This is a genomic window from Microbacterium sp. MYb62, assembly GCF_002979475.1.
Lineage (GTDB): Bacteria > Actinomycetota > Actinomycetes > Actinomycetales > Microbacteriaceae > Microbacterium.
Window position 1 is genome coordinate 115,344 of record NZ_PCOY01000001.1, and the last position, 17,021, is coordinate 132,364.

Consider the following 17,021-nt stretch of genomic DNA (forward strand, 5'->3'; position numbering starts at 1 on the left):
GCCCTCAGTCCGTCGGGGGCCAGTGCGTGCCCAGTGGCAGCGCTGAGGGATTCACGGCGGCGACGATCTCCGTGAGCACGCGGCGCGTCTGCGTCTCACCGACCCAGAGGTGCTTGCCGCCCTCGACCGCGATCAGCTGGGCGTGCGGAATCGCAGCGAAGCGTTCTCTCGCCTCGGCGGGACGCAGGTAGTCGTCCAGCTCGGGGACCAGGACGACGACCGGCCGATCGGTCGCAGCCCACGCGGCGACCTCCTCCGGCGTCGCTCGGTGCAGCGGCGGCGAAAGCAGGATGATGCCCTCGATATCGTGCTCGCGACCGTACTTCAGGGCCAGTTCGGTGCCGAACGACCATCCGAGAAGCCAGGGGCGCGGGAGCGCGCGATCACGGACGAAGCTCATGGCCGCGGCGACGTCGAACTGCTCCGCCGCTCCGCCGTCGAACGCCCCGTCGCTCGTTCCCCGCGCAGACGTGGTCCCCCTGGTGTTGAAGCGCAGTACCGCGAGATCGGCGAGTGCGGGAAGTCGGGCGGCCGCCTTCCGGATGATGTGCGAGTCCATGAAGCCGCCGGCAGTGGGCAGCGGGTGCAGCGTCACGAGCGTCGCGAAGGGTTCGCGTGCCTCCGGCTCAGCGAGTTCACCGACCAGCGTCAGACCGTCTGTGGTCGTCAGTTCGATGTCCTCGCGTCGCGCCGGAAGCTCCAGCGGCCCTCGGATCTCGATGCTCATGCCATCCTCCAACAGTGTGTGTGCCAGTGCCGGCGGGCGGCGAGGTCAGCCGCGTCTCCCAGGACGCCGTCTGCGCGCCAGGCGACGAGGTGAGCGGTGCCCGCTTCTATCCCCTGCCCGCATCCCGGACAGAGGTACTCCTTCTGCGCCTGTGCGGCAGAGACCGGCTGGACCGTCCACTCACTACCCCGACGCGTCTCGGAGCGTTTCCACCCGGCGAGAAGACGGTCGAAGGAATCCTCGGCGTCAGGGCGCGCCGGAGGGCGTCTGCGAGAGCGGGGCATCGTGCCTGCTCACCACCAGTGGTTGTTGGTCCAGAAGTTGTACGCGCCAGCCCAGCTGCCGTAGCGGCCGGTGGCGTAGCCTGTGGCCCACCGGAGGTTGTCGACCGGGTTGTATCCGTTGCCTGGCACCTTGCTGCAGGGCAGCGCCTGCACCAGCCCGCACGCACCGGAGGACTTGTTCGTGGCGTTGGGGTTCCATCCGCTTTCGCGGGAGACGATGTAGTCGACGTACTGCCAGTCCCCCTGCGCGATACCGGCCGCGGCCATCCACTCCGCCGGCGCCCCTCCCCCCGAGTAGGGAGGAAGCGAACCGCCGGAGGAACCGCTGCGGGGGGCTGCCGCGACGGTGGGCGCGGGAGGGGGCGGCGGTTTCGGCTTCACGTACACTTCGAAGCTGCCACGCACCACCGGGGTGATCTCCGCGCCGTCGACCGTGACGGTGAGGTTCTGTGTGTCGGCGAGAGCCAGAGAATATGCCGAATCCGGAGCATCCGGCTGGGCGGGTTGCGCCAGTGCGACACCGGTCGGAGCGACGAGCGCGCCGGCGAACCCGACCACGGCCAGTGCGCTGAGAACGCTGACCACACCACGACGGCGTGACACGCGGGGAGCACCCTTGCGCGCCGAGCGGGCCGTCGCTGCGGGCGCCAGCGAGGGATCGTTTCGTTCGAGGTTCATGTCGTTTCGGGAGTTCACGATGAGGGACAGTCTACGCAACGGTGCCTGAATCGACCATCAGGAACCTCAACGTACCGCGAGTATCACGTCGATCGTCGCATCGAGCAGCGCATCGACCTGTTCCTCGCGGTACCCGCCGCGCTGCATCCGGAACGCCGCGGAGCGCAGCTGTTCGGCCGTCAGCGCGTCGCCGTCTCGGAGGTAGCGCACGATTCGCGTCGACACGTGATCGACTTCATCGATGCGGTAGCCGAAGGTGAGCACACCCGTGCGGGCGAAGCGATGACGCCGCGGTCGCGCCAGATGATCGAGGATCAGCTGTGCATCCGACCTGGCCTGCTCGACCCAGGCACCCGCACCCTGTTCACGAACGACGCGCTCGCGCTCGCGGGCGGCGAATGCGTCCTCCACGCGACCGAGCGCCGCGTCGACGTCGGCGACGACGTAGCCGCCCTTGACGAGCGGGAATGACGCGGCCCGGACGTCGTCCGCGCCGAGTTCGTCTCCGCCGGTCTCGAACGCGCGCCGCGCCGACGCGAGAAAAGTGTCGACCGCCGCGCGATGATAGCCGCGCGTGCGACCAGAAGTCAGCGCGAATGCGGGCGGCGTCTGGGTCTCGTGCTCATCGAGCTGGTTGTCGGTCATCACAGCACCACCCAAGGTGAGAGGAGGAAGTACAGGCAGAGCGCGGGAATCGTCGACGGGAGGATGCTGTCGAGCCGATCCAGCAGACCGCCATGACCCGGCAGCCAGGAGCTCATGTCCTTGATCCCGAGATCGCGCTTGAGCATGGATTCGCCGAGATCGCCGAGTGTCGCGGAGAGGAGGATGGAGGCGCCGAAGATCAGCCCCGCCCACCACGGCAGCTCGAGCAGGAACATCGCGAGCAGCACGCCGGCCAGGAGCGACGCGACGACAGCGCCGCCGAAACCCTCCCAGGTCTTCTTCGGGCTGATCTTCGGTGCCATCGGATGACGACCGAAAGCCAGGCCCGCGGCGTAGGCACCCGTGTCAGCGGCCACCGCGATCGCGATGAAGCTGAGCACCCACCATTCACCGCCCTCCTGCTTGAGCAGGATCAGCGCGATACCGGCGAGGAACGGCACGTACACCTGCACGAACCCGCTGATCGCGGCATCCGCCAGCACATCGCCGTAGGTGCGCCCGTCCTTCTCGACCATCTGGGCGATGAGTCGCCACACGATGACGAAAGCGACAGCCACGAAGAGCATCACCCAGCACAGCCAGGGCTCGGCGAAATACGCCGAGAGAACCAGGAGGGCTGCGGCGATCAGCTGTGGCACGACATCGACCCGACGCCCGGAACCCCGCAACGCCCGCGAGAGCTCGTATACTCCCAGCAGCGCGGCGGCGAGAGCGAACGGCACGAACAGTACTTTGAGGAACAGCAGGGATCCCAGCAGGGCCGCGCCGAACGCGAGCCCGATCAGGATCGCCAGAATCAGATCGCGGCCGGTGCGCTCCTTGATGCGCTCGTTGGCCTGGTCGAGCTGATCCCGTGCATGCGAGACATGGCTGCCGAGCTCGTCTCGTGCGGCCCGCCACTGCTCGCGGATCGCGTTGTGATCAGCGGTGTCGAGCGGGTCGCCGAGCGACCGCGCCGCGTCATCCGTCGATTCCGGGCCCGGGAGAGGAGGGCGCGGCGGGACAGCCGCCGAGTCGAATGACGGGAAGGCCGCGTCGACGAGCGGGACGCCACCGGACGGCGTGCCATCGCGCCCGTCACGACGCGTCACCGCCCCGTCATCCTCGGCGTCTCGCGTTTCGTCAGACATCCCGACTACACCTCGAGGAGTTCGGCCTCTTTGCGCTTCAGCGCGTCGTCGATGAGGTCGACGTGCTGACGCGTCAGGCCGTCGAGCTCCTTCTCGCCGCGCGCGATCTCGTCTTCACCGAGTTCGCTCTTGAGCGCGTCCAGTTCATCCTTCGCCTTGCGGCGGATGCCGCGGACGTGCACCTTCGCGTCCTCGGCCTTGGTCTTGACGAGCTTGACGTATTCCTTGCGACGCTCCGCCGTGAGTTCGGGCATCGTCACACGGACGAGGTTGCCGTCGTTCGTGGGGTTCGCACCGAGGTTCGGCATGTCGCGGATGGCCTGCTCGATCGCCTTCAGCGCCGACTTGTCGTACGGCGTGATGATGAGCGTGCGAGCTTCCTGGTTCGCCAGCGACGCGAGCTGGGCGATAGGTGTCGGCGTGCCGTAGTAGTCGACAAGGACCTTCTGGAACATCTGCGGGTTCGCACGACCGGTGCGCACCGTGGAGAAGTCCTCCTTGGCAGCTTCGACCGCCCGGTTCATACGAGTGGTGGTTTCAGCGAGGACGTCCGCGATCACGGTGACTCCTATCGTCGGGGTGTTCTGCAAATTCTATCGGGCGAAGTGTCCTCCGCCGTGTCACACACTCAGGCGGTGACGAGGGTTCCGATCGGCTCGCCGAGCAGCGCACGGGTCACGTTGCCCGCCGGCTCCATGCCGAACACGCGCATGTCCATGCTGTTGTCCATGCAGAGGCTGAAGGCCGTCGAATCGACGACCTTGAGTCCGCGCTGCAGCGCGTCACGATAGGTCACCCGCTCGATGCGCTCCGCATCGGCATGCTTGTTGGGATCAGCGGTGTAGATCGCGTCGACGCCGTTCTTGGCCACGAGGACCTCATCCGCGCCGATCTCGAGCGCCCGCTGCGCGGCGACGGTGTCGGTGGAGAAGTACGGCAGACCAGCGCCGGCACCGAAGATCACGACACGCCCCTTCTCGAGGTGACGCTCCGCGCGACGAGGGATGTACGGCTCGGCGACCTGGGTCATCGAGATGGCCGACTGCACGCGCGTGGCGGCCCCGGCCTGCTCGAGGAAGTCCTGCAATGCGAGGGCGTTCATGACCGTGCCCAGCATCCCCATGTAGTCGGCGCGTCCCCGGTCCATGCCGCGCTGGCTGAGCTCGGCCCCGCGGAAGAAGTTGCCTCCGCCGACGACGATCGCGACCTCGACGCGATCCACCGCCGCGGCGATGTCCCGCGCGATCTGGGAGACGACGTCGGGACTGACGCCCAGCTGCCCCGCTCCGAAGGCCTCTCCGGAGAGCTTGAGAAGGACGCGGCGGCGTCCGGTGCGTTCAGTCATGGGTGGGTGTCCTCTCGTCCCGATTCAAGATAGTGCCTCGTGGGCATGAAGAAGGGGTTCGGATCTTGGCGATCCGAACCCCTTCGACGGTGCTACGCGCCGACCTTGAAGCGCGCGAAGTCCGTCACGGTGATACCGGCGTCCTTCGCCACCTGGGCGACAGAGAGCTTGTTGTCCTTGGCGTAGTCCTGCTCGAGCAGGGCGACCTGCTTGATGAACGCAGAGACACGGCCTTCGACGATCTTCGGGAGAGCCGCTTCCGGCTTGCCCTCGTTGCGGGAGATCTCGGTGACGATCTCGCGCTCCTTCTCGACCGCGTCGGCCGGAACGTCTGCACGCGACAGGTACGACGGGTTGGCGAACGAGATGTGCTGAGCGATGCTGCGCGCGGTCTCCGCGTCGTCACCCGAGTAGGCGACGACGACGCCGATCTGCGGCGGCAGGTCCTTGCTCGTACGGTGCAGGTAGACCTCGACCTTGTCGCCGGAGATCGTGCGCACGCGGCGCAGCTCGACCTTCTCGCCGATGATCGCGGCCTCTTCCGAGATGACCTGCTCGACGCTCTTGTCGCCGGCGGATGCCGCGAGGGCGGCGTCGACCGAGTCGGCCTTGACCGCTGCGGCGGCGTCGGCGACCTTGTCGGCCAGCGCGATGAAGCGCTCGTTCTTCGCGACGAAGTCGGTCTCGCAGGCGAGCTCGATGAGCGTCACAGCGCCGTCCTGCTCGCGGGCGACGATCAGTCCCTCGCTCGTGGAACGGTCGGCGCGCTTCGCGTTGCCCTTCGCACCCTTGAGACGCAGGATCTCGGTGGCCTTCGCGACGTCTCCGTCAGCCTCCTCGAGCGCCTTCTTGGTGTCGACCATTCCCGTGCCGAGCTGCTCACGCAGCGCCTTGAGGTCAGCGATGGTGAAGTTGGCCATGTGTGGTGGCTCCTTGCTTCGTTAGGTGTGTGTACGAGGGATTACTTGGCGTCAGCAGCCTCGGCGGCGGCGACCTCAGCGGTCTCCTCACCGGAAGCGGCGGCGATCGCCTCGTCGTGTGCCTCAGCACCGGCCTCGTCGGCAGCGGTCTCGTCGGCGGCGGGCGTCTCCACGACGGCAGCAGCGTCATCTGCGGTGACGACCTCGGCGGCGTCAGCGGACTCCTGGACCTCGGGAGCCGGAGTCTCGAGGAGCTCCTTCTCCCAGTCGGCGAGCGGCTCGGCGTCGCCCGTCTCCGGGTTGTGCTTCTGCTGCAGGCCCTCGGCCGCGGCGTCGGCGATGATGCGCGTCAGCAGCGAGACGGAGCGGATCGCGTCGTCGTTGCCGGGGATCGGGTACTGGAAGTCGTCCGGGTCGGCGTTGGTGTCGAGGATGCCGATCACCGGGATGCCGAGCTTCTTGGCCTCATCGATCGCGAGGTGCTCGCGCTTGGCGTCGACGACCCAGATGGCCGAAGGCGTCTTGGTGAGGTTGCGGATACCGCCGAGCGACTTGTGCAGCTTGTCGAGCTCGCGCTTCTTGAGAAGCAGCTCCTTCTTCGTGAAGCCGCTGTTCGCCGGGGTCTCGTAGTCCAGCTCCTCGAGCTCCTTCATGCGTGCGAGACGCTTGGAGATCGTCTGGAAGTTGGTGAGGAGTCCACCGAGCCAGCGCTGGTTCACGAAGGGCTGGCCCACGCGGGTCGCCTGCTCGGCGAGGATCTCCTGCGCCTGCTTCTTCGTGCCGACGAAGAGGATCGTGCCACCGTGGGCGACGGTCTCCTTGACGAAGTCGTAGGCCTTGTCGATGTAGCCGAGCGACTGCTGCAGGTCGATGATGTGGATGCCGCTGCGCTCGGTGAGGATGAAGCGCTTCACCTTCGGGTTCCACCGACGGGTCTGGTGTCCGAAGTGCACGCCGCTGTCGAGCAGCTGGCGGATGGTGACCACAGCCATGGTCGTCTCCTGGTTCTGGCGCGTTTCTGCGCCGTTGAGGTTGTCTCGCCGATCAGATGATCTGGCTTCCTGGCGCCCGGCCCACACCCGCCTGCTCGAGGAGAAGGACCTGTGGGAGTGGATGCCGCGAAGTGATTCGCTTTGGGCACGCGTAGTCACCCCGATTTCGAGGTGCTCCCCCAGCATACAGGATCAGGTCGCGGCACTCATCCTGCACCCTGGGGCGCATCTGCGGACCTCTCCCCGCGGCCGTGGGCACCCGGTTCCCGCGCCATCGTCTGCCGACCGCGACAGTCAGACTCCTGCCATGCGTTCATCCTCTCGAACCGTTCTGGGGGCGGTTTCGCTCCTCCTGCTCCTGCTCGCGGTGGCGAGCCCGGCCGCTGCGTCGAATCCGGACGACCGGGGCGACCCGCCCCGCTGGACCTGGCCGTTGACGGGGCCGCACGTCGTCGTGGCCGAGTATCGCGCGCCTGCACATGACTACGGCCCCGGGCATCGAGGTGTCGATCTCGGCGCGTCGGTCGATGCCGTGGTCGTCGCGCCGGCGGACGGCGTCGTCGCGTTCCGTGGCGGTGTGGTGGATCGTCCGCTCCTCACCGTCACCCACGCCGACGGTCTCGTCACGACCTTCGAGCCCCTCCGATCCACCCTCGCCCCCGGCGATGCGGTGTCGGCCGGCCAGGCGCTCGGGTACGTCGATGTCGGCGGTCACAGCCCGCCGGGTGCGCTCCACCTCGGTGTGCGACTCGACGGCGCATACATCAATCCGATGCTGCTCTTCGGTGATGTCCCTCGAGCCGTGCTGCTCCCCTGCTGCGCATCGCGATGATTCTCCGCGGATCGCGGTCAGGCGCGGGGGTGCGCGAGCCGATACGTCGCCGCCAGGCGTTCGGTCGACACATGCGTGTAGATCTGCGTGGTCCCGAGGCTGGCGTGGCCGAGGATCTCCTGGACCGCACGCAGGTCCGCACCACCGTCCAGCAGATGCGTGGCCGCGGTATGACGCAAGGCGTGGGGGCCGATGGTCTCGGCACCGACGATCGGCCCCAGGACCCTCGCGACGAGCTCGTACACGGTCCGTGGTCCGATCCGCGCCCCTCGACTGCCCAGGACGACCGCGGGTGTGAACGTCCGCGCTCGTGCCACGAGGACGGGTCTGCCGCGGTGCAGGTACGCGACCAGCGCGTCGCGGGCCGGCGCTCCGTAGGGCACGACTCGTTCCTTCGCCCCCTTGCCGAGAACCCGCGCCGTGCCACGGTCGAGGTCGAGATCATCGATGTCAAGGCCGCAGAGCTCGGAGACGCGAACGCCCGATCCGTACAGCAGCTCGAGGATGGCGTGATCCCGCAATGCGATCGGATCTCCCTCTTGCGCTGCCTCGCGGTGCGCGTCGAGAAGGCTCGACATCGCCTCTCGCGATGCGACCGTGGGCAGCGTGCGCCCCTTCTTGGGTGCGACCAGGCGCAGGCTCGGATCGTGGGAGATGAGCTCCTGCTCCTTCGCCCAGCTGAAGAACGAGCGCGCCGCAGCCGAGCGCCGGGCCAACGTAGACCTGGCATCGCCTCGCTGCGTTGCACGCCAGAGCCAATCCCGGAGCACCTCCAGATCGACGGCTTCGATCGGCAGGCCGCCCGACGCCGACGCAAGATCTCGCAGGTCCGATCGGTATGCCTTCACGGTCGCGGGCGACAACCGCCGCACCCGCTCCAGGTGATCGACGAACGCCTCGGTCGCGGCCGCGAGTTCCATCTCTCCAGCTTGCCGTGCCGGCGTGCTCTCTGCGGCAGCCTCGCCGTCGAATGCCTCGCTCTGCGCGGCGGGGCGGATTCATGTCGACCTTGTCTGCGGGGCTCGGCGCCACCCGGCCTCGTCGAGGGCGACATCGCCTTCCAGATGCAGCAGCCCGAGCAGCGACCTGACCCGATCCGCTGACAGACCCGCGCGGCGCGCGATCTCGTCTATCGGCAGACGTGTCCTCGTGCTCATGGCATCGAGGACTCTCGTGCGATTCGGATCGCTCTCCGCCGGTCCGAACTCCTGGTGGCCGTCCACGGTTCCGAGCATCTCCCTCACCTCGGGCGCAGATGTGACGCACTGCGCGTCGTACTCGCGCAGAAGACGATGACAACCTGCGGATGACGCCGACGTGACCGGCCCCGGCACGGCGCCGAGGGGCCGTCCGAGCGTCGCCGCGTGGCCGGCCGTGTTGAGGGATCCGCTGCGCCATCCGGCCTCGACGACCACGGTCGCCTGACCGAGTGCGGCGATGAGGCGGTTCCTCGCGAGGAACCGCCATTTCGTCGGAGCCGTGCCGCACGGCGGCTCACTCACCAACGCCCCTTCCTCGGCGATCTGTCGAAGAAGCTCCTGGTGCCCGACCGGGTACGCGCGGTCGACACCTCCGGCGAGGAAGGCGACGGTCGCACCCTGGACGCCGAGGGCGGCACGATGCGCAACGCCGTCGATGCCGTAGGCGCCGCCGGACACGATCACCGCACCCGTCGCAGCGAGGTCACCGGCGAGTTCCGCAGCCATATGCTCGCCGTACCCGCTGGAAGCCCGTGCCCCCACGATCGATAGACGGGGTTCCCTGTGGAGTAGATCCGCGCGGCCTCGCACCCAGAGTGCGAACGGAGCGCTGGGGCCGAGATCGTCGAGGCTCCTCGGCCAGTGCTCGTCGCCGGGGATGACGAGCCGTGCTCGCACGTGGTGAGCCCCGCGTAGCGCGTCACCCACGGCCTGCGCCCGAGCGCGGGGTCTCCACCGGGCCCGGCCCTCCGCGAGTGCGCGCGATGCGTCCGCGGTCGCGCCACCAGGGGGAACCAACGAGGCGGAATCGCCCACGGCCAGCGCGAGCGCATCGACCGCTCCGAGCGCTTCGATCAGCGCGCCGGCCACCGAGTCGCCGGGCTCGGCGATCACGGACCAGGCTGCCCGAGCGACGCACTCGGCGATCTCCGGCCCGGGATGGACGCGGCGGACGGCGGCCGCGATCTCGCAATCGGCGAGCAGGGATTCGATCATCCGGGCAGGCCCCTCCGCAAATGCAGGGCTCGACCGATCTCCTCGATGCCCGGTACCTCCCGCTCGGCCAGATCGGCCATCGTCCACGCGACCCGGAGAACGCGGTCGTACCCTCTCAGCGTGAGCGCGCCGCGCTCCAACGCACGGTCGAGCGGCGAACGCGTCTCGGCCGGCAGGCGGAAGGACCCCTGACGCAACCAGGTGCCCGGAACATCGACATTGCGTCGCCAGCGCGTGCTCCGCCAACGGGAGGCCGCCCTCGCACGCGCCGCCGCGACGCGTTCACGCGCCATGGCCGTCGTCGTCGCCGACGCCTGCCCCGTCGCCCTCGAAGCGGTCACGCGGCTCACCTGCAGATCGATGTCGATGCGATCTCGGAGGGGCCCCGACAGCCGAGTGGAGTACCGCCGGATCGACATCGGCGGACACACGCACTCGGCACCCCGGACCCCGTGGTTCCCGCACGGGCAGGGATTCATCGCCAGCAGCAGCTGGAACCTGGCGGGAAAGCTCGCCGTGAACCCCGCACGGTGCACCTCGATCATCCCCGATTCCAACGGCTGCCGCAGCGCGTCGAGCGCCACCCGCGAGAACTCGGCCGCTTCGTCGAGGAACAGCACGCCGCGATGTGCCCTCGCGATCGCGCCGGGCCTCGCCACGCGCGATCCGCCGCCGATGAGTGCCGCGACGGAGGCGCTGTGGTGCGGTGCCTCCAGCGGAGGAAGCCGGTCGAGCACGGCGACGGGTTCCCCGCTGAGGGAGCGGACGGACGCGACCTCGAGCGCCTCCTGCTCGTCGAGCGGCGGCATGATCCCCGGCAATCTGCGCGCGAGCATCGTCTTCCCCGCTCCCGGTGGGCCGCTCAGGAGCATGTGGTGCCCGCCTGCTGCCGCCACGACGAGCGCTTCGACGGCTTCTTCCTGCCCCACGACATCCGACAGATCGAGCGCGTCCTGGTTGCGGGGGGCCGCTGTCGCCACATCGACGGTCGTCACGTCGGGTGCCTCGACATCGGCACCGTGCCAGACCGCCACCTCCGCCAGCGACGCTGCCGCACGCACCTCGATGCCGGGTACCAGCCGCGCTTCCGCTTCGTTCGCGCGCGGGACGATCACCGACCCGAATCCCGCACGCACGGCGGCGAACACCGCGGGAAGAACCCCCGGAACGGGGCGGATCCGACCATCGAGCCCGAGCTCACCGATGTGCACCGTGGCGGTGATCGAACGCGGATCGATCGAACCGCCTGCCGCGAGAGAGGCGACGGCCACACCGAGGTCGAACCCGGCGCCGTGCTTGGGGAGGCTCGCGGGCGAAAGGTTGACCGTGAGTCGTCGCCGTGGAAGGTCCAGACCGGCGTTCTTGCAGGCGTTGTGCACCCGCTGCACGGCCTCGCCCAGTGACTTGTCCGGGAGCCCGATGATCCGGAACTCGGGCGTCTGATTCGACATGTCCGCCTCGACCTCGACGAGATGCCCGTCCACGCCGGTGAGCGCGACCGCCCAGGTGCGCGCGGTGCTCACGCGATGTCCACGAGATGCTCGAGCGAGCCGCGGAACGGATCATCGCCGATGATCCCGATCGCGTCGAGTCGCAGGATGCGGCCACGCGCGGTTTCGGGGTTCTGGGCGACCCAGGCCTGCGCGAGCCGCCAGAGCCGACGGCGCTTACGATGATCGATCGCCTCGAACGGGTGCCCGAACGCGGCGGTCCGACGCGTCTTCACCTCGACCACCGCGAGATGATCGCCGCGTGCGGCGACGATGTCGATCTCACCCTGGGCACACCGCCAGTTCCTGGCGAGCACGGTGTATCCATTGCCCGTCAGGTGCTGCGCAGCGCGCTCTTCCCCTGCTCTGCCGAGTTCATCCTTGGATGCCATGTGCTCAGCATCACGTGTCGTCCTCGTCGCACAGCGCGAGATCACACTGCCAGCACGGTCATCGGGGAGAAGTCAGTTCAGCGAACCCTTGTGCAGAATCGGGCGCTTCCGCTGGGCGACGACGTCGTCACTCGCCGTCGAGCGAGAGCTCCTGCGGGAGCTCGAACTCGCGGCGCTGGAGTTCTTCGACGTTGACATCCTTGAACGTGAGCACGCGCACGGCCTTCACGAAACGGTCGGCACGGTAGATGTCCCAGACCCACACGTCGCTCATCGAGATCTCGAAGTAGAAATCGTGCTCGGTGTCGCGACGGACGACGTTGACCTCGTTCGCCAGGTAGAACCGACGCTCGGTCTCGACGACGTACTGGAACTGCGACACCACATCCCGGTACTCCCGGAACAGTGCCAGCTCGAGTTCGCGGTCGTAATCGTCGAAGGCTTCCTCATCCATGATGTGTCCATCCTAGAGTCGCGCGCCCGACCACGCGGCATCCCCGTTCGCGGATCCCCTCGGTCGGGTGGCTCAGAACAGGGTCGGGACGTCCGCGATCGCCCAGGACGCCCGATGGAACGGGGAGAGCCCGAAGTTCCGGATGGCGTCGCGATGCTCCGAACTGGCGTAGCCCTTGTTCCTGTTCCACTGATACGCGGGATGGCTCTCGTGAAGCTCGGCCATGTAGCCGTCGCGCGCCACCTTCGCGATCACCGAGGCCGCGGACACCGAGGCGCAGTCCCGGTCCGCCTTGATCACCGGGCGCACGCGGAGCGGCACGGGGTGCACCTTCGAGACATAGTCGTGGTTGCCGTCGAGGAGGACCAGAGCCTCTCCGACGTCGGCCCCCTGGTCGGCGACAGCCTGCACCGCTCGCGATGCGGCGAGACCGAGAGCCCGCATGATGCCGACCTCGTCGACCTCCGTCGCGCTCGCCCACCCGACAGCGGAAGCCTGGACCCAGGCGGCCGCACGGGCAGCCACCTCAGGGCGACGCTTCTCGGTCACGAGTTTGGAATCGCGCAGTCCCTCCGGCACGCGACGACGGGCGCCGGCGGCATCCATCACGGCGGCACCGACGGCGACCGGCCCGGCGAGAGCGCCGCGTCCGACCTCGTCCAGGGAGATGATCAGGCCGCACTCACCCAGGAGTCTGCGCTCCAGGGTCAGCCGCGGCGTGACGACGGTCATTCTGCCGCCGGCACGCCGTTGAAGATCTCGTGATGACCGTCGATGGGTCCGACGCGATCCAAGGGCCACGTGGTCAGGAAGGCCTTGCCCACGATGTTCTCGATCGGCACGAAACCGCCGCTCGGCAGATCCTGATGAGCGCGGGCGTCGCGTGAACGATCGCGGTTGTCACCCAGCAGCCACACCGCCCCGTCGGGGACCACGACATCGAAGGGCTCGTTCGACGCCGCCGTGTCCCCCTCCGGAAGATTGAGGTAGCTGAGTTCGTCGATGGGCGCGCCGTTGATGGTGATCTGGCCGAGCGCATTGCAGCAGACCACGTGGTCGCCGGGCAGACCGATCACGCGCTTGACCAGGTGGTCCTGAGAATCCGTCGCGGAGATGCCGACGAAGTTCAGCACCCAGTCGACGGCCTCCACCAGCGGCGGCTGCGGCGGCGCCTGCGGAATGCCTTCGAGCCACCCGCCCGGATCCTTGAAGACCACGACATCGCCGCGCTCGTAGGGCGTCCACCGCGGTGTGAGCTCATCGACCAGGATGCGGTCCTTGACGAGCAGTGTGCGCTCCATCGACGCCGACGGGATGTAGAAGGATCGCACGACGAAACTCTTCACGACGAACGACACGAGTGCCGCGATCACGATGATCACCAGCACGTCGCGGAGGAACACGAGGAACCCGCGGCGACGTCTGGACGTGGGCGCGGACGGAGAGTCGGTCATCAGGTTCCTTCACGATCATGCACCGTCGTGCGGCGACGGTATCTAGGTTCGCACACCGGGCACAGAACAAAGCACCCCGGGACATCGTGTCCCGGGGTGCTGTGGAGTTGCTGCGACTCAGCGGTCGCGCTTCTCCTTGATCTTCGCCTTCTTGCCACGGAGCTGGCGGAGGTAGTAGAGCTTGGCGCGGCGCACGTCACCGCGCGTGACGACCTCGATGTGGTCGATCACCGGGGAGTGCACCGGGAAGGTACGCTCGACGCCGACCTGGAAGCTGATCTTGCGGACGGTGAAGGTCTCGCGCACGCTGTCGCCCTGGCGGCCGATGACGACGCCCTGGAAGACCTGGATACGAGAGCGGCTGCCCTCGGTGATGTTGACGTGCACCTTGACGGTGTCACCGGGGAAGAAGTCCGGGATGTCCGAACGAAGGGAAGCCGCGTCGACGGCGTCGAGGATCTGCATGATCGTCTCTCTCTGCACCCGCCACAGGTCGCATGCATGTTTTCAAAGGAACAAGAAAAGGAGTGAACTGTACGGAGCTGATGCATCCGCGGGCTCCCCTGTGGCAGAGCCGGTCACAGCACAAGGAACCATTCTGCCATGGAAGCGGTGCCCGACCAAAACGCGGCCTCAATCGCGGAGGTCGGTCTCCCGCACCACGATGACCTCATGCGCCCGGGTCGGCGGCGCCTGCTCCTCGGCGGTGGGGATGGTGGACCAGGTGATGGTCTCGCGCAGCCTCGCGCCGCTCCCCTTCGCCTCGTTCCACAGCTGCCACAGCTGCAACCAGATGAGACCGATGCCGGCGATGATCGCGCCGGTGAGCAGCCACGGGAACGCCCCGTCGATGAAGAATCCGACGGCGATGGTGAGTCCGTTCCAGACCGTGAATCCCGCTACGTCCCACCAGGACACGGCCCGTTCGATCCGCACGGAGGGACGGGAGCGCGTCAGAAGCGTGAGCAGCAGCTGCCCGAGGAAGACAGAGGGCATCGCGATCAGCAACACCCAGAGGATGGACCAGCCACCCTGGAAGACTCCCCACCCGATCAGCAGCCACAGCGGCAGCAGGAAAGCCGCCGGGAGGAGCCAGCGGAAGAAGGCCTGTCGCAACCACATGCTCAGATCGTACGACGCCGGTCCCACTCCGGCCCCGGTGTTCGCTGAGAGCGCTCGGGGATCCGGACCCTCGCGATCAGGGAGAATGGGAAGGACGAGAGGACAACCGATGATCGAACTGCGCACCCCTGCCGAGATCGACGAGATGCGCGCCGCAGGACGTTTCGTCGCCGAGACACTGGCGACGCTGCGCGACGAGACCAAGGTCGGGACCAATCTCCTCTCGATCGATCGCCGCGCACACGACATGATCCGCAAGGCCGGCGCCGAGTCGTGCTACATCGACTACCACCCGTCGTTCGGTGCGAGCCCGTTCGGCAAGGTGATCTGCACGTCGGTCAACGACGCGGTGCTGCATGGGCTCCCCCACGACCACACGCTTCGGGACGGCGATCTCGTCACCCTCGACTTCGCCGTGTCGGTCGACGGCTGGGTCGCCGACTCGGCCGTCTCGTTCGTCGTCGGCACCGCCCGCGAAGAAGACCTGCGATTGATCGACACGACGGAGCGCGCGCTCTCCGCCGCGATCGAGACGTCCACGGTCGGCAATCGCATCGGCGACATCTCCGCGGCCGTCGCCGCCATCGCCCACGGCGAGGGGTACTCGATCAACACCGATTTCGGTGGGCACGGCGTCGGTCGCACGATGCACGGCGATCCCCATGTCCCGAATGACGGTCGCGCGGGCCGCGGCTTCCCCCTGCGCGCCGGCCTGGTTCTGGCGCTCGAGCCCTGGTTCCTCGCGACGACCGACGAGCTGGTGACGGATCCGGACGGCTGGACGCTGCGCAGCGCTGACGGATCCCGTGGCGCGCATTCCGAGCACACCATCGCGATCACCGAAGACGGACCGATCATCCTGACCGACCGTTCCTTCCTCGGCGTCGACTGACGACCATCCTCACGACGCGAGGGCGGCGTCAGATGCGGCGGTAGACGTAGACCTCCGTGACCTGCGGAAGGTCGAATTCCTCACGTCCACGCGTTTCCACGGCTTCGTCCAGCACCTGCCCGATCTCGCCGAGCATCCTGGTGCGCGTCGCATCATCGGCGATGAGCAGGCTGCTCACCGTCGACCACCGGCGAAGATAGTGCTCCCGCGTGATGGGCTCGGTCCAGTGCAGCTCTTCGCGGCGGACCAGCACGAAGCCGGGGAGCTCGCTGTCCGCACTGTCGGTCGTGAGGTCCTCATCGCCCACGGCAGGATGAGCGATGCGATGGCAGGCCCGATCCCAGACGCACATCGGATCCGAGTGATTCCACAACAGGCCGAGGGTTCCTCCGGGGACAAGGACGCGTGAGATCTCGGCCGATGCGGTCTCGCGCTCGAACCAGTGGAACGCCTGGGCGACCGTGACGACATCCATCGATGCCTCCGCGACCGGTATGCACTCGGCCGTGCCGATCAGGGCTTCCACGCCAGGGAGCTTGGATCGCAGCACCTGCAGCATGCGCTCGGATGGTTCGACGGCATAGGTACGACGCGCTCGACCGACGAGCCGTTCCGTGAACTTCCCGGTACCGGCGCCGAGGTCCAAGACCGCGTCGACCACGCTCGGGACGATCGCCGATGCCGACGCCTCCGGGAACCCAGGACGGTATCTGTCGTAGTCATCCCCGATGCTCTCGAAGGAACGGGCCAAAGCGTGTCCGGACATGTCTCGACGCTATCAGCGTGCCCCGACGAGCCCGCGCGGCCCCGCGTATGCCATTCTGAGTCCATGATTCCGCAGGATCGTCACGTGCCGGAGCGTCTGCTCCTGGCCCGGCACGGGCAGACGGTCTGGAACGCCGAGCACCGCCTGCAAGGTCAGCTCGACTCTCCCCTCACGGAGGAAGGTGTCGCTCAGGCCAGGGCGATCGCTGAGCGGCTCGCGGATGCCGGTGTCCTCACCGTGTGCGCGAGCCCCCTCGGGCGAGCGCTGCAGACGGCGGTCATCATCGCCGACCGGCTCGGCGCCGAGGTGATCGAGGTCCCCGAGCTCGCGGAGCTCGATCACGGCGAACTGGCGGGGATGACGTGGGAGGAGATCGACGTCGCCTACCCGATGGCCAGAGAAGAGCGCGCCGCCAACCGGTACGGCTGGGCGTTTCCCGGCGGTGAGAGCTACGCCCAGGCGAGGGCGCGCGCGAGGAAGGCACTCAGCAGCTGCGGATGGGCTTCCGACGGCGTGCCGCTGCTCGTGAGCCACGAGATGATCGGACGGATGCTGCGCGCGGAGATGCGGGGGCTCGACGCGTCGAACGCGCTGGGCCTGCGGCATCCCCACGGCGTGGTCTTCGAGATCGACCGGACCTCGGAGCGGATGCTCTGAGGGGGCGGAGAAGGTCGGGGACGAA

The 17,021-nt window shown here is 67.9% G+C and carries 22 protein-coding genes; 3 read left to right on the plus strand and 19 right to left on the minus strand.

All coding sequences use genetic code 11. The features are described from left to right. Positions 1 to 4: 4 nt before the first annotated feature. The 9 genes from CQ042_RS00560 to rpsB all read right to left on the minus strand — a co-directional run bounded on the left by CQ042_RS00560 (position 5) and on the right by rpsB (position 6,742). The gene (locus tag CQ042_RS00560) at positions 5 to 727 is read right to left on the minus strand and encodes an alpha/beta hydrolase (RefSeq protein WP_181157388.1); all 723 of its coding nucleotides are present in this window, start codon (positions 725 to 727) and stop codon (positions 5 to 7) included. Continuing rightward, positions 724 to 1,011, minus strand: coding sequence for a hypothetical protein (locus CQ042_RS20640; protein ID WP_105668295.1), 288 nt, complete (start codon positions 1,009 to 1,011; stop codon positions 724 to 726). The genes CQ042_RS00560 and CQ042_RS20640 overlap by 4 nt, the downstream gene beginning before the upstream one ends. 9 nt (positions 1,012 to 1,020) lie before the next feature. Further along, entirely contained in the window at positions 1,021 to 1,689 is a 669-nt protein-coding gene (locus CQ042_RS00570) for a transglycosylase SLT domain-containing protein (protein ID WP_105668296.1), read from the minus strand. 66 nt (positions 1,690 to 1,755) lie between these two features. Continuing rightward, a complete protein-coding gene (locus CQ042_RS00575) occupies positions 1,756 to 2,334 on the minus strand; it encodes a DivIVA domain-containing protein (protein ID WP_105668297.1) in 579 nt (192 codons plus the stop codon). Further along, entirely contained in the window at positions 2,334 to 3,485 is a 1,152-nt protein-coding gene (locus tag CQ042_RS00580; RefSeq protein ID WP_105668298.1) for a phosphatidate cytidylyltransferase, read from the minus strand. The genes CQ042_RS00575 and CQ042_RS00580 overlap by 1 nt, the downstream gene beginning before the upstream one ends. Before the next feature lie 5 nt (positions 3,486 to 3,490). Further along, positions 3,491 to 4,045: a ribosome recycling factor gene (frr, locus tag CQ042_RS00585; protein ID WP_105668299.1), complete on the minus strand. Its 555-nt coding sequence runs from the start codon at positions 4,043 to 4,045 to the stop codon at positions 3,491 to 3,493. 68 nt (positions 4,046 to 4,113) lie between these two features. Beyond that, entirely contained in the window at positions 4,114 to 4,830 is a 717-nt protein-coding gene (gene pyrH / locus CQ042_RS00590; protein ID WP_017830711.1) for a UMP kinase, read from the minus strand. 92 nt (positions 4,831 to 4,922) lie between these two features. Beyond that, positions 4,923 to 5,750 carry a translation elongation factor Ts gene (tsf, locus tag CQ042_RS00595; RefSeq protein ID WP_105668300.1) on the minus strand — a complete coding sequence of 276 codons (828 nt, stop codon included), beginning with the start codon at positions 5,748 to 5,750 and terminating at the stop codon, positions 4,923 to 4,925. A gap of 41 nt (positions 5,751 to 5,791) precedes the next feature. Continuing rightward, positions 5,792 to 6,742 (minus strand): 30S ribosomal protein S2, encoded by a 951-nt coding sequence (rpsB, locus tag CQ042_RS00600; RefSeq protein ID WP_105668301.1) that lies wholly within the window; start codon positions 6,740 to 6,742, stop codon positions 5,792 to 5,794. Between the two features lie 307 nt (positions 6,743 to 7,049). Between rpsB and CQ042_RS00605 the strand changes: the two genes are divergently transcribed. Continuing rightward, entirely contained in the window at positions 7,050 to 7,574 is a 525-nt protein-coding gene (locus CQ042_RS00605; RefSeq protein ID WP_105668302.1) for a murein hydrolase activator EnvC, read from the plus strand. 17 nt (positions 7,575 to 7,591) lie between these two features. Here the strand turns inward: CQ042_RS00605 and CQ042_RS00610 are convergent, their stop codons facing one another. The 9 genes from CQ042_RS00610 to CQ042_RS00650 form a co-directional block, all read right to left on the minus strand. Next, a complete protein-coding gene (locus tag CQ042_RS00610) occupies positions 7,592 to 8,494 on the minus strand; it encodes a tyrosine recombinase XerC (RefSeq protein WP_105668303.1) in 903 nt (300 codons plus the stop codon). A 78-nt stretch (positions 8,495 to 8,572) separates the two neighbouring features. Then, a complete protein-coding gene (dprA, locus tag CQ042_RS00615; RefSeq protein WP_105668304.1) occupies positions 8,573 to 9,769 on the minus strand; it encodes a DNA-processing protein DprA in 1,197 nt (398 codons plus the stop codon). Further along, positions 9,766 to 11,292 carry a YifB family Mg chelatase-like AAA ATPase gene (locus CQ042_RS00620; protein ID WP_105668305.1) on the minus strand — a complete coding sequence of 509 codons (1,527 nt, stop codon included), beginning with the start codon at positions 11,290 to 11,292 and terminating at the stop codon, positions 9,766 to 9,768. The genes dprA and CQ042_RS00620 overlap by 4 nt, the downstream gene beginning before the upstream one ends. Continuing rightward, complete coding sequence (locus CQ042_RS00625; protein ID WP_105668306.1) at positions 11,289 to 11,651, minus strand: YraN family protein; 363 nt, start codon at positions 11,649 to 11,651, stop codon at positions 11,289 to 11,291. The genes CQ042_RS00620 and CQ042_RS00625 overlap by 4 nt, the downstream gene beginning before the upstream one ends. 127 nt (positions 11,652 to 11,778) lie before the next feature. Next, positions 11,779 to 12,105 (minus strand): DUF2469 family protein, encoded by a 327-nt coding sequence (locus CQ042_RS00630; protein ID WP_017204525.1) that lies wholly within the window; start codon positions 12,103 to 12,105, stop codon positions 11,779 to 11,781. Between the two features lie 72 nt (positions 12,106 to 12,177). Beyond that, the gene (locus CQ042_RS00635; RefSeq protein WP_105668307.1) at positions 12,178 to 12,837 is read right to left on the minus strand and encodes a ribonuclease HII; all 660 of its coding nucleotides are present in this window, start codon (positions 12,835 to 12,837) and stop codon (positions 12,178 to 12,180) included. Next, a complete protein-coding gene (gene lepB / locus CQ042_RS00640) occupies positions 12,834 to 13,559 on the minus strand; it encodes a signal peptidase I (RefSeq protein WP_105668308.1) in 726 nt (241 codons plus the stop codon). Before lepB ends, CQ042_RS00635 begins: the two co-directional genes overlap by 4 nt. A gap of 117 nt (positions 13,560 to 13,676) precedes the next feature. Next, entirely contained in the window at positions 13,677 to 14,024 is a 348-nt protein-coding gene (gene rplS / locus CQ042_RS00645; protein ID WP_017830722.1) for a 50S ribosomal protein L19, read from the minus strand. Between the two features lie 168 nt (positions 14,025 to 14,192). Continuing rightward, positions 14,193 to 14,681 carry an MFS transporter permease gene (locus tag CQ042_RS00650; protein ID WP_105668309.1) on the minus strand — a complete coding sequence of 163 codons (489 nt, stop codon included), beginning with the start codon at positions 14,679 to 14,681 and terminating at the stop codon, positions 14,193 to 14,195. Between the two features lie 109 nt (positions 14,682 to 14,790). On the opposite strand from CQ042_RS00650, the gene map reads away from it, so the two are divergent. Further along, the gene (gene map / locus CQ042_RS00655; protein WP_105668310.1) at positions 14,791 to 15,573 is read left to right on the plus strand and encodes a type I methionyl aminopeptidase; all 783 of its coding nucleotides are present in this window, start codon (positions 14,791 to 14,793) and stop codon (positions 15,571 to 15,573) included. 28 nt (positions 15,574 to 15,601) lie between these two features. On the opposite strand, the gene CQ042_RS00660 is transcribed toward map, so the two are convergent. Then, on the minus strand, positions 15,602 to 16,339 hold the full coding sequence (locus CQ042_RS00660; RefSeq protein WP_105668311.1) for a class I SAM-dependent methyltransferase: 738 nt from the start codon (positions 16,337 to 16,339) through the stop codon (positions 15,602 to 15,604). A 63-nt stretch (positions 16,340 to 16,402) separates the two neighbouring features. Here CQ042_RS00660 and CQ042_RS00665 point away from each other — a divergent pair, with 63 nt between their 5' ends. Then, positions 16,403 to 16,996, plus strand: coding sequence for a histidine phosphatase family protein (locus CQ042_RS00665; RefSeq protein ID WP_258131889.1), 594 nt, complete (start codon positions 16,403 to 16,405; stop codon positions 16,994 to 16,996). Positions 16,997 to 17,021 lie beyond the last annotated feature (25 nt).

Bases quoted from the DNA above. Each gene is read 5' to 3' on its own strand.
- CQ042_RS00560 (WP_181157388.1), bottom strand. From the start codon at position 727: ATGAGCATCGAGATCCGAGGGCCGCTGGAGCTTCCGGCGCGACGCGAG.
- CQ042_RS20640 (WP_105668295.1), bottom strand. From the start codon at position 1,011: ATGCCCCGCTCTCGCAGACGCCCTCCGGCGCGCCCTGACGCCGAGGAT.
- CQ042_RS00570 (WP_105668296.1), bottom strand. From the start codon at position 1,689: ATGAACCTCGAACGAAACGATCCCTCGCTGGCGCCCGCAGCGACGGCC.
- CQ042_RS00575 (WP_105668297.1), bottom strand. From the start codon at position 2,334: ATGACCGACAACCAGCTCGATGAGCACGAGACCCAGACGCCGCCCGCA.
- CQ042_RS00580 (WP_105668298.1), bottom strand. From the start codon at position 3,485: ATGTCTGACGAAACGCGAGACGCCGAGGATGACGGGGCGGTGACGCGT.
- pyrH (WP_017830711.1), bottom strand. From the start codon at position 4,830: ATGACTGAACGCACCGGACGCCGCCGCGTCCTTCTCAAGCTCTCCGGA.
- tsf (WP_105668300.1), bottom strand. From the start codon at position 5,750: ATGGCCAACTTCACCATCGCTGACCTCAAGGCGCTGCGTGAGCAGCTC.
- rpsB (WP_105668301.1), bottom strand. From the start codon at position 6,742: ATGGCTGTGGTCACCATCCGCCAGCTGCTCGACAGCGGCGTGCACTTC.
- CQ042_RS00605 (WP_105668302.1), top strand. From the start codon at position 7,050: ATGCGTTCATCCTCTCGAACCGTTCTGGGGGCGGTTTCGCTCCTCCTG.
- CQ042_RS00610 (WP_105668303.1), bottom strand. From the start codon at position 8,494: ATGGAACTCGCGGCCGCGACCGAGGCGTTCGTCGATCACCTGGAGCGG.
- dprA (WP_105668304.1), bottom strand. From the start codon at position 9,769: ATGATCGAATCCCTGCTCGCCGATTGCGAGATCGCGGCCGCCGTCCGC.
- CQ042_RS00625 (WP_105668306.1), bottom strand. From the start codon at position 11,651: ATGGCATCCAAGGATGAACTCGGCAGAGCAGGGGAAGAGCGCGCTGCG.
- CQ042_RS00630 (WP_017204525.1), bottom strand. From the start codon at position 12,105: ATGGATGAGGAAGCCTTCGACGATTACGACCGCGAACTCGAGCTGGCA.
- CQ042_RS00635 (WP_105668307.1), bottom strand. From the start codon at position 12,837: ATGACCGTCGTCACGCCGCGGCTGACCCTGGAGCGCAGACTCCTGGGT.
- lepB (WP_105668308.1), bottom strand. From the start codon at position 13,559: ATGACCGACTCTCCGTCCGCGCCCACGTCCAGACGTCGCCGCGGGTTC.
- rplS (WP_017830722.1), bottom strand. From the start codon at position 14,024: ATGCAGATCCTCGACGCCGTCGACGCGGCTTCCCTTCGTTCGGACATC.
- CQ042_RS00650 (WP_105668309.1), bottom strand. From the start codon at position 14,681: ATGTGGTTGCGACAGGCCTTCTTCCGCTGGCTCCTCCCGGCGGCTTTC.
- map (WP_105668310.1), top strand. From the start codon at position 14,791: ATGATCGAACTGCGCACCCCTGCCGAGATCGACGAGATGCGCGCCGCA.
- CQ042_RS00660 (WP_105668311.1), bottom strand. From the start codon at position 16,339: ATGTCCGGACACGCTTTGGCCCGTTCCTTCGAGAGCATCGGGGATGAC.
- CQ042_RS00665 (WP_258131889.1), top strand. From the start codon at position 16,403: ATGATTCCGCAGGATCGTCACGTGCCGGAGCGTCTGCTCCTGGCCCGG.